At 74.2% G+C, this 12327-nt stretch carries 14 protein-coding genes and 1 tRNA gene; 7 read left to right on the top strand and 8 right to left on the bottom strand.

Annotation, left to right across the window (positions count from 1 at the left end):
* Positions 1-26: 26 nt before the first annotated feature.
* Positions 27-1496, top strand: a complete 1470-nt coding sequence (locus tag BKA00_RS02295) for an MFS transporter (protein WP_185023350.1) — start codon at positions 27-29, stop codon at positions 1494-1496.
* The gene (locus BKA00_RS02300; RefSeq protein WP_185023351.1) at positions 1493-1933 is read left to right on the top strand and encodes a MarR family winged helix-turn-helix transcriptional regulator; all 441 of its coding nucleotides are present in this window, start codon (positions 1493-1495) and stop codon (positions 1931-1933) included. Before BKA00_RS02295 ends, BKA00_RS02300 begins: the two co-directional genes overlap by 4 nt.
* A gap of 33 nt (positions 1934-1966) precedes the next feature.
* Here BKA00_RS02300 and BKA00_RS02305 read toward each other — a convergent pair whose 3' ends face one another.
* From BKA00_RS02305 to BKA00_RS02325, 5 genes are read right to left on the bottom strand one after another with little or no spacing between them, the layout of a single operon-like run.
* Positions 1967-3247 carry an ABC transporter substrate-binding protein gene (locus BKA00_RS02305; RefSeq protein WP_230298509.1) on the bottom strand — a complete coding sequence of 427 codons (1281 nt, stop codon included), beginning with the start codon at positions 3245-3247 and terminating at the stop codon, positions 1967-1969.
* Positions 3244-4344, bottom strand: a complete 1101-nt coding sequence (locus BKA00_RS02310) for a branched-chain amino acid ABC transporter permease (RefSeq protein ID WP_230298508.1) — start codon at positions 4342-4344, stop codon at positions 3244-3246. Before BKA00_RS02310 ends, BKA00_RS02305 begins: the two co-directional genes overlap by 4 nt.
* On the bottom strand, positions 4337-5227 hold the full coding sequence (locus BKA00_RS02315) for a branched-chain amino acid ABC transporter permease (RefSeq protein ID WP_185023352.1): 891 nt from the start codon (positions 5225-5227) through the stop codon (positions 4337-4339). Before BKA00_RS02315 ends, BKA00_RS02310 begins: the two co-directional genes overlap by 8 nt.
* Positions 5224-6045, bottom strand: coding sequence for an ABC transporter ATP-binding protein (locus BKA00_RS02320; RefSeq protein ID WP_185023353.1), 822 nt, complete (start codon positions 6043-6045; stop codon positions 5224-5226). Before BKA00_RS02320 ends, BKA00_RS02315 begins: the two co-directional genes overlap by 4 nt.
* The gene (locus tag BKA00_RS02325) at positions 6042-6839 is read right to left on the bottom strand and encodes an ABC transporter ATP-binding protein (protein WP_185023354.1); all 798 of its coding nucleotides are present in this window, start codon (positions 6837-6839) and stop codon (positions 6042-6044) included. The genes BKA00_RS02320 and BKA00_RS02325 overlap by 4 nt, the downstream gene beginning before the upstream one ends.
* A 193-nt stretch (positions 6840-7032) precedes the next feature.
* On the opposite strand from BKA00_RS02325, the gene BKA00_RS02330 reads away from it, so the two are divergent.
* Positions 7033-7446 (top strand): neutral zinc metallopeptidase, encoded by a 414-nt coding sequence (locus tag BKA00_RS02330; protein WP_185023355.1) that lies wholly within the window; start codon positions 7033-7035, stop codon positions 7444-7446.
* Here the strand turns inward: BKA00_RS02330 and BKA00_RS02335 are convergent.
* Both BKA00_RS02335 and BKA00_RS02340 read right to left on the bottom strand, forming a co-directional pair.
* The gene (locus BKA00_RS02335) at positions 7439-7729 is read right to left on the bottom strand and encodes an MTH1187 family thiamine-binding protein (RefSeq protein ID WP_141577257.1); all 291 of its coding nucleotides are present in this window, start codon (positions 7727-7729) and stop codon (positions 7439-7441) included. The two genes, BKA00_RS02330 and BKA00_RS02335, sit on opposite strands and share 8 nt — an antisense overlap.
* Before the next feature lie 15 nt (positions 7730-7744).
* Positions 7745-8137: a DUF7715 family protein gene (locus tag BKA00_RS02340; RefSeq protein WP_185023356.1), complete on the bottom strand. Its 393-nt coding sequence runs from the start codon at positions 8135-8137 to the stop codon at positions 7745-7747.
* A 63-nt stretch (positions 8138-8200) separates the two neighbouring features.
* Between BKA00_RS02340 and BKA00_RS02345 the strand changes: the two genes are divergently transcribed.
* The gene (locus tag BKA00_RS02345) at positions 8201-8974 is read left to right on the top strand and encodes an enoyl-CoA hydratase-related protein (protein WP_185023357.1); all 774 of its coding nucleotides are present in this window, start codon (positions 8201-8203) and stop codon (positions 8972-8974) included.
* Between the two features lie 49 nt (positions 8975-9023).
* Here the strand turns inward: BKA00_RS02345 and BKA00_RS02350 are convergent.
* Positions 9024-9097, bottom strand: a tRNA-Ile gene (locus tag BKA00_RS02350).
* Between the two features lie 175 nt (positions 9098-9272).
* Here BKA00_RS02350 and BKA00_RS02355 point away from each other — a divergent pair.
* The 3 genes from BKA00_RS02355 to BKA00_RS02365 are packed head-to-tail and all read left to right on the top strand — an operon-like array spanning position 9273 to position 12314.
* Complete coding sequence (locus BKA00_RS02355; RefSeq protein ID WP_185023358.1) at positions 9273-9956, top strand: LppX_LprAFG lipoprotein; 684 nt, start codon at positions 9273-9275, stop codon at positions 9954-9956.
* Complete coding sequence (locus tag BKA00_RS02360) at positions 9953-11659, top strand: MFS transporter (RefSeq protein ID WP_185023359.1); 1707 nt, start codon at positions 9953-9955, stop codon at positions 11657-11659. Before BKA00_RS02355 ends, BKA00_RS02360 begins: the two co-directional genes overlap by 4 nt.
* Positions 11660-11702: 43 nt before the next feature.
* On the top strand, positions 11703-12314 hold the full coding sequence (locus tag BKA00_RS02365) for an Rv1733c family protein (RefSeq protein ID WP_185023360.1): 612 nt from the start codon (positions 11703-11705) through the stop codon (positions 12312-12314).
* The last annotated feature ends 13 nt before the right edge of the window (positions 12315-12327 follow it).

Consider the following 12327-nt stretch of genomic DNA (forward strand, 5'->3'; position numbering starts at 1 on the left):
GTAGGGGTATAACGATTGGAGGCGGCGTGCCCGAACTCAGTTCCCGACGCCGGCTGGGCGTGCTGGCCATCTGCTGTCTGAGTCTGCTCATCGTCAGCCTGGACAACACGATCCTCAACGTCGCGCTCCCGTCGCTGCAGCGCGACTTCCACAGCTCGCTGTCGGGCCTGCAGTGGACCATCGACGCGTACCTGATCGTCCTGGCGTCCCTGCTGCTGCTGTCCGGCTCGACCGCCGACCGGATCGGGCGGCGGCGCGTGTTCCAGACGGGGCTCGCGCTGTTCTCGGCCGGGTCGGTGCTGTGCAGCCTCGCGCCGTCCCTCGGCCTGCTCGTCGCCGCCCGCGTGGTGCAGGCGGTCGGCGGGTCCATGCTCAACCCGGTCGCGATGTCGATCATCACGAACGTGTTCACCGGGCCGCGCGAGCGGGCCCGCGCCATCGGCGTGTGGGGCGCCGTCGTCGGGCTCAGCATGGCGATGGGCCCGCTGGTCGGCGGGCTGCTGGTCGACTCGGTCGGCTGGCGGTCGATCTTCTGGCTGAACGTGCCGATCGGGCTCGCCGCGCTCGTGCTGACCGCGCTGTTCGTCCCCGAGTCGCGCGCCCCGCGCCCCCGCCGCCCCGATCCGCTCGGCCAGGCGTTCATGATCCTGCTGCTCGGCACGCTGACGTACGCGATCATCGAGGCGCCCGGCCGCGGCCCCGCCGACCCGGCCGTCTACGGCGCCGCGATCGTCGCCGCCGCGTCCCTCGCCGGCTTCGTCCTGCACGCGCTGCGCGCCCCCGAACCGCTGATCTACCTGCGCTTCTTCCGCAGTGTCCCGTTCTCGGGCGCGACCGTCATCGCGGTCAGCGGGTTCGCCGCGCTCGGCGGGTTCCTCTTCCTCAACACCCTCTACCTGCAGAACGTGCGCGGGCTCTCGGCGCTGCACGCGGGGCTGTTCCTGCTGCCGATGGCGGCGATGACCGCCGTGTCCGCCCCGCTGTCGGGACGGCTCGTCGGGAGCCGCGGCCCGCGGCTCCCGCTCCAGATCGCGGGGGCGGCGATGCTCGCCAGCGGCCTGCTGTTCGCCGCCTTCGACGCCGAGACCCGCGACGTCACGCTGTTCGCCGCGTACGTGCTGTTCGGTCTCGGGTTCGGCATGCTCAACTCGCCGATCACGAACACCGCCGTGTCGGGGATGCCGCGCGCCCAGGCGGGCGTCGCCGCGGCGGTCGCCTCCACCAGCCGGCAGATCGGGCAGGCGCTCGGCGTCGCGGTGATCGGCGCCGTGCTGGCCGCCGGGACCGCCGCGGCGCATCCCGCCGCGCCGGCCTTCGTCTCGGCCGCCCGACCGGCATACTGGATCCTCGCCGGATGCGCCGCCGCCGTGCTGGTGCTGGGCACGGCCACCACGGGCCGGCGGGCCGCCCGCAGCGCGGCGCGCACCTCCGGCCTGTTCGGCGGCGACGAGGCGGCGCCGGACGCACGCGATGTGACGGGAGCGAGTGCGCGATGACCGAGCCCGCCGTCCAGCACGCCGACGCCGCCGCGCGGGCGTGGCACAACCTGCGGGTGCTGCTGCACGAGCGCGGCGACCGGCGCCGGGAGGTCACCGACGCGCTCGGCATGAGCTTCTTCCGGGTCAAGGCGCTGCGGTACGTCGCCGCGGCGAGCACCCCGGTGACGCTGCGCGACCTCGCCGAGAAGCTGCTCACCGACCGCCCCTACGTCACCCTCGTGGTGGACGACCTCGTCGGGCGGGGCCTGGTCGAGCGGACCGAGAACCCCGCCGACCGCCGATCCAAGATCGTGACCGTGACGGCGGCGGGGCGGGCCGCCGCGGCCGAGGCCGAGCGGATCCTGGACACCCCGCCGCCGTCGCTCTACGACCTCCCGGCCGAGGACCTCGCGGTCCTCGACCGGGTCGCGGCGCGCCTGGTCGCCGAGGGCTGACCGCGGGCCGGGGCCCCCGCGTCCCGGCCGTCCTCAGGCGCCCGCGGGAACCTTGTACCTCTCGGCCGCCTCCGACTCCATGGGCTGCCGCTCGACGACCAGCCCGCCGACGGCCTTGGCGTCCGTCCGCAGGATGTAGGTCTTGCGGGTGCCGGGCTCGTCCACCTTCGAGAAGTCCATCGGCGTGCCGTAGCCGCCGTCGTGGGCGGTGGTGGAGCGGTGCGCGGTGATCAGGCCCTCGCGGGTGAGGTCCTTGGCCGCGCACGCCTTCTTCAGCGCGTCCGCGAAGATGACCGCGCCCGTGTACCCGTTGACGACGGCGCTGTCGCGCGGCTGCCCCGGGTACTTCTTCCCGTAGTCGTCCGCCAGCTTCTTGATCGGCGCCAGGTCGGACGAGACGGGCGCGCCGGCGCTGGCGAGGTAGAAGTCCTTGAGCAGCGCGGGCGCGGCCGCGGTCTGCAGGAGCTGCGGGGAGAACCCGGAGTTGCTCGCCACGATCGGCGCCGCCATGCCCTTGGCACGGGCGAGGCCCGCCAGCGACGCCGACTGCCGCGGCCCGGCGCTCATCAGGATCGCCTTGACGCCCGCGCTCTTCAACGCCGCGACCTGGGCGGACATGTCGTTGTCGGTCGCCTTGATCTTCTGCTCGACGAGCGTCAGGCCGAGCTCGCCCGCCGCGTACTTCGCTCCGGCGAGCGCGCTCTCGCCGTAGTCGCCCTCGAAGTAGACGTGCCCGACCTTGTCGCCCTTCGCGATGCCCTTCTCCCGGGTGAGGAAGTCCAGGGCGTTGATCATGTCGATGTCGTAGGTGGTGCCGGTGACCTGGATGTACCGGCTGCCGAGCAGCGTCGTCGACCAGGCGTTCGGGATGACGAACATCTTGTCGGACGTGATGCGGCCCTTGAGCGCCGTCACCATCGGCGAGCCGACGAACTGGGCGATGCCGATGACGCTCGACTGCATCTCGCTGTACCCGGCGACGGCCTTCTGCACGTCGTAGCCGTGGTCGCGGACGACCAGCTCGACCTTGCGCCCGCAGACGCCGCCCTGGGCGTTGAGCTGCTCGAAGTACATCTGCTGCGCCTGCGTCAGGCTCTTGCCGAGCGGCGCGTACACGCCGGTCAGGTCGGTCTCGACGCCGACGCGGATCGTCCCGTCGGTGACGCCGGGGCCGGTCTTGACCCCGTCCGCACCGGTTCCGCCGGACCCACCGGACGCCTTGCCGCTGCAGCCCGACGCCATGCCCAGGGGCAGGGCCACGGCCAGCGCGGCAGCGGCGAGACGTACCGCCCCGGACCTTGCTATGCGCTTCAAATCGGTTGCTCCTCTTGCTCGAATCGGGTGAGGGGACGGGAGGCCCGGCGCCGGGACGCGGCGGTGCGCAGCCGCGTCCACGTCCCGGCCAGGCCCCCGGGGAGGAAGAGCACGACGGCGACGACGGCGGCGCCGTACAGGATCCGGGCGGCCTCGGCGGGGGAGACGCCGCCCGAGCCCGGCGCGGCGACGAGCGGCAGGTCGTCGCCGTAGCGGGTGAGGAGCTGGGGCAGGACGGAGACGAACACCGCGCCCGCGACGGCCCCGGCCGCGGTGCCGAGCCCGCCGATGACGATCATGGCGAGGTAGTCCAGGGACAGGAACATGCCGAAGTAGTCGGGGACGGTCCGCCGGAACGCCAGCGCGAGCAGCGCCCCGGCCGCGCCCGCGTACATCGACGACAGCACGAACACGCCGGCCTGGTAGCGCGCCACCGGGACGCCCATCACCGCCGCCGCGACCTCGTGGTCGCGGATGGTGTTGAGGGCCCGTCCGGGCCGTCCGCGCAGGATGCCGCGCGCGATCCACACGGCCGGGACCAGCAGCGCGACGGCGAGGAACCACAGCCGCTCCAGCGCGCCGAGCGGGACGGCGAACACCACGAGTTCCGGGGCGTCGTCGAAGCGGAACCCGGCGATCTCCAGGGGCGGGACGTCGCGCCCGTTGAACCCGCCGGTGACGCTCTCGGCGTTGAACAGCAGGTGCTGCCCGATGAAGATCAGGGCGAGGGACGCGATGCCGAGGTAGGTGCCGCGCAGCCGTCCGGCGATGGGGCTGAACAGCCCGCCCGCGACGCCCGCGAGCACGATCGCGCCGAGGAACGCCAGCGGGGTCGGCAGCCCGAGCCCCGCGAGCCGCGGCCCGGAGCCGGACGCCAGGTAGACGTACCCGTACGCGCCGACCGCGAGGAAGAAGGCGTGCCCCATCGACAGCTGCCCGGTGGCGCCGGTCAGCAGGTTCAGGCCGATGGCGCCGATCGCCGCCGACATCGCGAACAGGCCCGTCTGCAGCCAGAACGCGTCCAGGTAGAACGGCAGGACCAGCAGGACGAGGGTGGACGCGGCGGCGGCCGCGAGCCGGATCCGGGGGTCAGACACGCGACAGCTCCCTCGTCCCGAACAGCCCGGCGGGACGGACGAGCAGCACCGCGAGCATCACCAGGAACGGCGCCACGTCGCCGATGCCGCGCCCGAGGAACGCCAGCTCGCCCTGGTACCCCGTCACCAGCGACTCGGTGAGCCCGACGGCGAGGCCGCCGACGAGCGCGCCCGTCGTGGAGTCCAGACCGCCGAGGATCGCCGCCGGGAACGCCTTCATCGCGGCGAACGAGGTGGCGCGGTCGAGGCCGGGGGTGGGGAACACGGTCAGGAACAGCGCCGCCACCGCCGCGAGCGCGCCGGCGATCGCCCACGCGGCGAGCGACACGCGGCCCAGCCGGACGCCCATGAGCGCGGCCGTCTCGCCGTCCTCGGCCGCCGCCCGCATCGCCACGCCCCAGGGCGTGAAGCGGAACGCCAGCAGGAACACGGTGATCAGGGCGGCCGCGGTCACGAACGCGGCGACGCGCGTCTGCGCGACGCCGACGCCCGCGATCTCGACGACCCTGTCCCCCCACGGGTCGCCGAGGGACAGCACCTGGGTGCCGATCTCCCGGGTCAGCGCGGTGGTCAGCACGATGTCGACGCCGATCGTGACGATCGCCAGCACGGACCGGTCCTCCGCCCGGGCGCGCCGGAGCACCAGCAGCTCCACCAGCGCGCCCGCGGCGGCCGCCGCGGCGACGCCCGCGCCGAGCGCCGGCAGGAACCCGATGTCGTCGTGCAGCACGGCCGTCACGTAGCCGCCCGCCAGCAGCAGCGAGGCGTGCGCGAAGTTGACCACCTCGGTGGCCCGGAAGATGATCACGAAGCCGAGGGCGATCAGCGCGTACACCGACCCCGCCGACACCCCGTTGACCACCAGCTCGATGAACGTGCTCAAGGATTTCCCTCCGATTCGGGGGCGCCCGCGGGCGCGTGCGCGGCGCCGAGGTAGGCGCGGATCACGGCCGGGTCGCGCTGCACCGCCGCGGGCGCGCCGCCCGCGATGCGCCTGCCGAAGTCCAGGACGGTGACCTCGTCGGCCAGCCGCATGACCATCCCCATGTCGTGCTCGACGAGCAGGACCGAGAGGCCGAGGTCGGCGCGGGCGCGGGCGATGACCTCGGCCATCCGCCGCCGCTCCGCGCCGTTCATCCCGGCCACCGGCTCGTCCAGGAGCAGCAGCCGGGGCTCCATCGCGAGCGCCCTGGCCAGCTCGACCCGCTTGCGCACGCCGTAGGGCAGCAGGCCCACGGGCGCGGCCAGGTGCTCGCCGACGCCGACGAACGCGGCGATGTCGCGGACGCGGGCCCGGTGCCGCGCGTCCTCCCGGCGCGCCCGCGGCATCCGCAGGCCCGCCGAGGCGAACCCGGCCCGGGTGAGGCGGTGCCGCCCGAGCATCAGGTTGTCCTCGACGGACAGGTGCCGCGACAGCGCGATGTTCTGGAACGTCCGGGCGACGCCGAGGGCCGCGATCCGGTGCGGCGGCAGCGCGGTCAGCTCCGCCCCGGCGAACCGCACGCTGCCCCCGCTCGCCCGGTAGACGCCGGAGAGCACGTTGAAGCACGTCGACTTGCCCGCGCCGTTCGGCCCGATGATCGCGTGGACGCTGCCGGGCGCGACGGTGAAGCCCACCCCGTCCAGGGCGGTCAGCCCCGCGAACCGCACCGTGAGCCCGCTGACGCGCAGCTCGCCCGCCTCCGGTCCGGCCCCGCTCATCCGGACCACCGCTCCAGCGAGGGCCCGTCCCCGGCCTCGGGCGCCTCGGCGTCCTCGCCGCCGACGCCGAGGTAGCGGCGCCTGACCTCGTCGCTCGCCGCCAGCTCCGCCGACGGTCCGCGCAGCGTCACCGCGCCGACCTCCAGCACGTGCGCGGACGACGACAGCTCCAGCGCCAGCGCCGCGTTCTGCTCGATCAGCAGGATCGCCGTGCCCTGAAGGTTGATCTCCCGGACGGTCTCGGCGATGCGCTCGGCCATCATCGGCGCGAGTCCGAGCGTCGGCTCGTCCAGCAGCAGCACGGCCGGGCACGCCATGAGCGCCCGCCCGATCGCGAGCATCTGCTGCTCGCCGCCCGACAGCAGCCCCGCGCGCTGGCGCGCCCGCTCCGCCAGCAGCGGGAACAGCGCGAGCACCCGCCCGCGGGCCTTCGCGGCGTCGGACCTGCTCGGCGCGCCGAGCGCGCCCGCCCGCAGGTTCTCCTCGACGCTGAGCCGGCCGAACACCCGGCGGCCCTCCGGGACCTGCACGACCCCGGCCGCCACGACGGTGGCCGGGTGCAGGCCCACGAGGGACCGCTCGCCGAGCCTCACCGTGCCCGCGTCCACCGCGCCGCGGTGGAACGGCAGCGTGCCCGAGATCGCGCGGAGCAGGGTCGTCTTGCCGGCCCCGTTCGCGCCGAGGACGGCCGTGACCGATCCCGCCGGGACGTCCAGCGAGACCTCGCGCAGGGCCCGCACCGCCCGCCCGTAGCTCACCGACAGCCCGCGGACCGCGAGGGTCCCGTTCGCCATGCGCCCCTCCAGAAGTTCGTGTGACCGGCACCCCAGCACGGGGCCCCGACCTGCGTCCACGGGCCGCGGGCAAGACGGGGCGGGCGTCCAATCGAACGTCGTTCGGGTTGTGCGGGGAGCACAGTGCGGGCCGATTCGGGCGGGTGTTCGTCCCTTCCGGGGCCCGCGCGCGTATGACCCGTCCTCAGCGCCGGTGTGCGGGGGCGAGCGGTTCGAACCCGACAACGCGGCCTACTGCCCGTCCGGCGACTTCGTCACCCGGGACGCCCACCTGATGCGGTCGGGCTACGCGCGCGGCGACGCGTGGGTCTACCTGGTGATCTCCCACGAGTGGGGCCACGCGGTACAGAACAGGCTCCGGCGCGGCCTGGTGTCGCCCGCCGCGGAGCTGCGGGCCGACTGCCTCGCGGGCGCCGCCCTCTACGGCTCGTCCGACGACGGCACGCTGCGCTTCGAGGACGGCGACGAGCAGGAGCTGGTGGACGCCTTCGAGGTCATCGGCGACCGGGCGCCCTGGACCAGGCCAGGCGACCACGGCTCGGCCGTCCAGCGCCTGCGCACCTTCTCGCGCGGCGGCGAGAAGGGCGCGCGGGCCTGCTTCACCTGAGGCGGCGCTCCACCGACTCGACCTTGGCGTCGAGGGCGCCGGTCACGCCGGGCCGGATGTCGGCCTTGACGACGAGGCTCACCCGCGGCGCCCGCGCCGCGACCGCGTCGGTGGCGGCCTTCACCACGGCCATCACCTCGTCCCACTCGCCCTCGATCGTGGTGAACATGGCGTCGGTCCGGTTGGGCAGGCCGCTCGCCCGCACCACCCGGACCGCCTCGGCGACGAGCTCGCCGACCTCCTCGCCCGCGCCGAGCGGGGTGACCGAGAACGCGACGAGCATCGCGCACCTCCGAAACTAGGGTTGGACGACCTGCCGTACCACGATCTCATCCAGCCGCCGCTCGACGACCACCCCCACCGGCCAGTCGCGCACGAGGCAGCGCAGCAGGGCCGCCTCGTGCTCGGCGAAGGAGGGGTCGCAGCCCTGCTGTTCGAGGCTGGAGCGGATGGCCAGGACGTAGTCGGCGTCGGTGAAGCCCGGGATCTCGCGGACCATCGCGGTGGTCGTGGCGCGATGGGAGTTGAGCCCGGCGAAGGAGCGGCCGCACCCGCAGCCGCCGTCGGGGTCGTCGCGGTCGCGGGCGCACACCGTCCCGATGTGGACCAGCTCGCCCTCGACGCACCAGTCGAAGTCGTTGCCGCGGAATCCCTGGCTGGAGTTGGTGGCGGTGAGAAGTTTCAAGGCCATGCCCCCCTCGGCTCGTGGACGCCGGACCACCGTACGACGAGGGTCTGACGTAACGTCGGGAACATGAGCGAAGACGACGACGTCCTCCTTCACCGCGACGGCCCCTTCACCACGATCACGATGAACCGGCCGCGCCGCCGCAACGCGCTCTCCCGCGACTTCCTCCTCCGGCTCACGGGGGCGTTCCGGGAGGCCGGGGGGACCGACGCCCTCGGCGTGGTCCTCGCCGCGAACGGCCCGGTCTTCTCCGCCGGCCACGACTTCGCCGACATGGCAGGCGGGTCCCACGCCGACGTCCGCGACCTGCTGCGGGTCTGCACGGACCTGGTGCGGACGATCCAGTCCGTCCCGCAGGTGGTGGTGGCCCGCGTCCACGGCCTCGCGACGGCCGCCGGCTGCCAGCTCGTGGCGAGCTGCGACCTCGCCGTCGCCGCGCGGAGCGCGGGCTTCGCCGCGCCCGGCGGCAAGGGCGGCTGGTTCTGCCACACGCCCCTGGTGGCGATCTCCCGCAACGTCGGCCGCAAGCGCGCCGCCGAGATGGCCCTGACCGGCGAGGTCGTCGACGCGGCCACGGCCGCGGAGTGGGGGCTGGTCAACTACGCGGTCCCCGACGACGAGCTCGACAAGGCCGTCGACGACCTCCTGCGGCGCGCCACCCAGGGCAGCCCGCGCAGCAAGGCGCTCGGCAAGCAGGCGATGTACGCCCAGTTCGACCGCCCCGAGCAGGACGCCTACGCCTACGCGATCGAGGTGATGGCCGCGTCCAGCCAGACCCCGGAGGCGCAGGAGGGGATGACGGCGTTCCTGGAGAAGCGCCGCCCGGAGTGGCCCGCGTAGGGCCCCCCGAGGGGCCGGCCCCGCTCCCGAAGCGGAGCACCGCCGTGCGTAGGGCGGGCGGGACTCGAACCCGCGACCGGGAGATTATGAGTCTCCTGCTCTGACCAGCTGAGCTACCGCCCCAGGCGTGTCCCCGGACCGGCCGGGGCGTCGCCGGGTGCAATCTTAGCGGCGGGCGTTTCGCGAGGGCCACCGCGAAAGCCGAAGTCCTGGAACCGCGATGTCCTACCTGAGGGGGTGGGATGTCATACCTCCTACCGAGTGACGGGTGCCGGTACCCGTCGGTAGGGTCCCGCGTATGCCCAGACGCATCCTCGCTCTCGTGCCCGTCCTGCTCGCGCTGGTCTTCACCGGCGCCTGTGACGGCGGGTCCGGCGGGCCCGCGAAGAAGGCCGACTTCGACGCCGCGCAGACCCTCCGGCAGGCCGCGCAGGCCATGGGGAGCCTCAAGAGCGTCGCGTTCACCCTGGAGTCAGACGGCAAGACCCCGGTCATGGTGAAGGGCGGCGACATGAAGCTGCTCCGCGGTGGCGACGCGGAGGGGACGCTGGCGGTGGAGCAGCAGGGCCAGAAGGTCGAGATGAAGGTCGTCGCGGTCGGCGACAGCATCTACCTGGACGCCGGGACGGGCGGGTGGCGCAAGCTGCCGAAGGGCCTGGCGGCGAGCGTGTACGACCCGTCGGCGGTGCTGGACCCGCAGCGGGGGATCGCGAAGCTGCTGACGTCGGCGCGGGAGCCGTCGCCCGAGGCCGTGGAGAAGGTGGACGGCAAGGAGGCCTACCGGGTGGCGGCGAAGCTGCCCAAGGAGGAGGTCGCGGGCCTGATCCCCGGCATCGGCGAGGACATGGACGGCCAGGTCTGGGTGGGCAAGGCCGACCACCGGCTGCTGAAGGTCCGGGGGGCGTTCCCCAAGGACCAGGGGTCGGTGACGATCCGGTTCACCGAGTTCGACGCCCCGTACAAGATCAGCGCGCCGCGGTGAGCGGGCGTCGCCGGGTCGCGATCGGCGCCGGCGGTGCGGTGGTGCTGCTGGCCGCGCTCGACGCCTACGTCGTGACGACGATCCTGGTGCCGGTGGTCAAGGACCTCGGGATCCCGGTGAACCGGCTGGAGCGGGTGACGCCCGTCCTGACGGGGTTCCTGCTGGGGTACGTGGCGGCGATGCCGCTGCTCGGGCAGTTGTCGGACCGGTTCGGGCGGCGGCCGGTGCTGCAGGCGTGCCTGGTGTTCTTCGCGGCCGGATCGGTGGTGACGGCCCTGGCGCACGGCGTTCCGGTGCTGACGGGAGGACGCGTCGTGCAGGGCGTCGCGGGCGGCGCGCTGCTGCCGGTGACGATGGCGCTGGCCGGCGACCTCTGGGAGGAGCGGCAGCGTCCGGTCGTGCTCGGCGCCGTGGGGGCGGCGCAGGAGCTGGGAAGCGTGCTCGGCCCGCTGTACGGGGCGGGGATCGCGGCGGCGCTCGACTGGCGGGCGATCTTCTGGATCAACCTGCCGCTGGTGGCGGTCGCGATGGTCGCCGTGCAGGTCGCGGTGCCGGGCGGGCGGGGGTCCGGCCCAGAGATGAGCGAAGCGAACCGGGGGGTGCGGGGGGTCGTCCCCCCACGGGAAGCAGAGACGAGCGAAGCGAACCGGGGGGTCGTCCCCCCACGGGAAGCGCGGCCCGGGGTGGACGTCGTGGGCGGTCTGCTGCTGGCTCTCGGGCTCGGCCTGCTGGTCGCCGCCGTCTACAACCCCGAGCCGCAGGAGTCCGCCCTGCCCCCGTGGGGACCGGCGACGCTGGGCGCGGGCGCCGTCGTCCTGGCGGTGTTCGTGCTGTGGGAGATCAGGTCCAGGACGCGGCTGCTCGACCTGTCGGGCGTGCGGCGGGGACCGCTGCTGGCGACGCTCGGCGTGAGCCTGCTGTCGGGCGCGGCGCTGATGGTGACGCTCGTGGACGTCGTGCTCGTCGCGCAGACCGTCCTGCACAAGGACGCGACGGACGGCGCGCTGTTGCTGACGCGGTTCCTCGTGGCGCTGCCCGTCGCGGCGGTGGCGGGCGGCCTGGTCGCGCGGCGGGTGGGGGAGCGGTGGCCGATGGCCGTGGGGATGGCGGTCTCCGCCGGCGGCTACCTGCTGATCGCCGGCTGGCCCGCCGACCTGGCGGGCGCGTCGTACGGCCCGCTGCCGAGGATGGACGTCGACCTCGTCGTGACGGGGCTCGGCCTCGGCCTGGTGATCGCGCCGGTCTCGTCGGCGGTGCTGGCGTTCGTCCCGGCCGCGCGGCACGGCGTCGCGTCCGCGGCCGTGGTCGTCGCGCGGATGATGGGGATGCTGCTCGGGATCTCCGCGCTCACCGCGTGGGGCTTCCACCGGTTCCACGCCCTCACGGCCGACCTGAGGCCGCCGCTGCCGTTCCTGATGTCCAAGGGCGAGTTCGCGGCGCAGATGAAGATCTACAACGCGGCCCTCCAGGACGCGCTGCGGACCGAATACCGGGAGATCTTCTGGATCACCGCCGGGATGTGCCTGCTCGGCGCGCTGCTCGCCCTGGCCGCCGGGGCACGGCGGGACGCGCGTCCGGCGGTCCCGGCCGACGACCGGATCAGGTCTTCGGCCCCGCATATCGGCCCGGAAAGTGGAGATGATTCGGCCACCGGTGATGTGCCGATCAGCGAGCGCGGGAATATCCTGGGAGAAGATGGCTAAAGGCCTCTTGCCGGGAGGGCACACCCCGGGGAGGTGAACGGAGATGCGCAGGTCCGGCATCGGCCGAGGAGGCACGCCGCTCACCAGGCTGCGCCGGCGTCTCGGCCTGGAGCGCAGCGAGTTGCGCCGCCCGGTGGACCGCGTCCAGCGGCTGGTCGCCCTCGGCCTCCTGCTGCTGTTGCTCGGCGCCGCCCCGCCGCTCGCCGCTTGGACCGCGTCCCTGTCCTACTCCGCGGGGACGCGCGCGGAGAACGCGGAGCGGGCCGGTCGCCACCGGGTCGTCGCCACCGTCACCTCGACCGGTGGCCTCGGCTCCTCCGGCGACCGCTACATCCACGAGACCGTCCAGGCCAGCTGGCCCGGTGCGGACGGCAGGCTCCACGCCGGGTCGCTGCCCGCCTGGAAGGACGCCAGGGTCGGCGGGCGCCGGACGATCTGGGTGGACCGGCGGGGCGAGCCGACCGTCCGGCCCCGCCCGCACAGCCGCACCGTCACCGACGCGGCGTACGCGGCCGGCGCCACCGTGCTCGGCTGCGCGCTGCCCGTCCTGATCGCCTACGCCCTCGTGCGGCGCCGCTGCGACCGGCACCGCGACGAGCTGTGGGAGGCGGGCTGGGCGCGCCTGGACGCCGCCGGCCACAACCCGCGCTCCTGACGCCGGGGTCCGG

Origin of the sequence: Actinomadura coerulea (assembly GCF_014208105.1) — a bacterium.
GTDB classification, from domain to species: Bacteria; Actinomycetota; Actinomycetes; order Streptosporangiales; family Streptosporangiaceae; genus Spirillospora; species Spirillospora coerulea.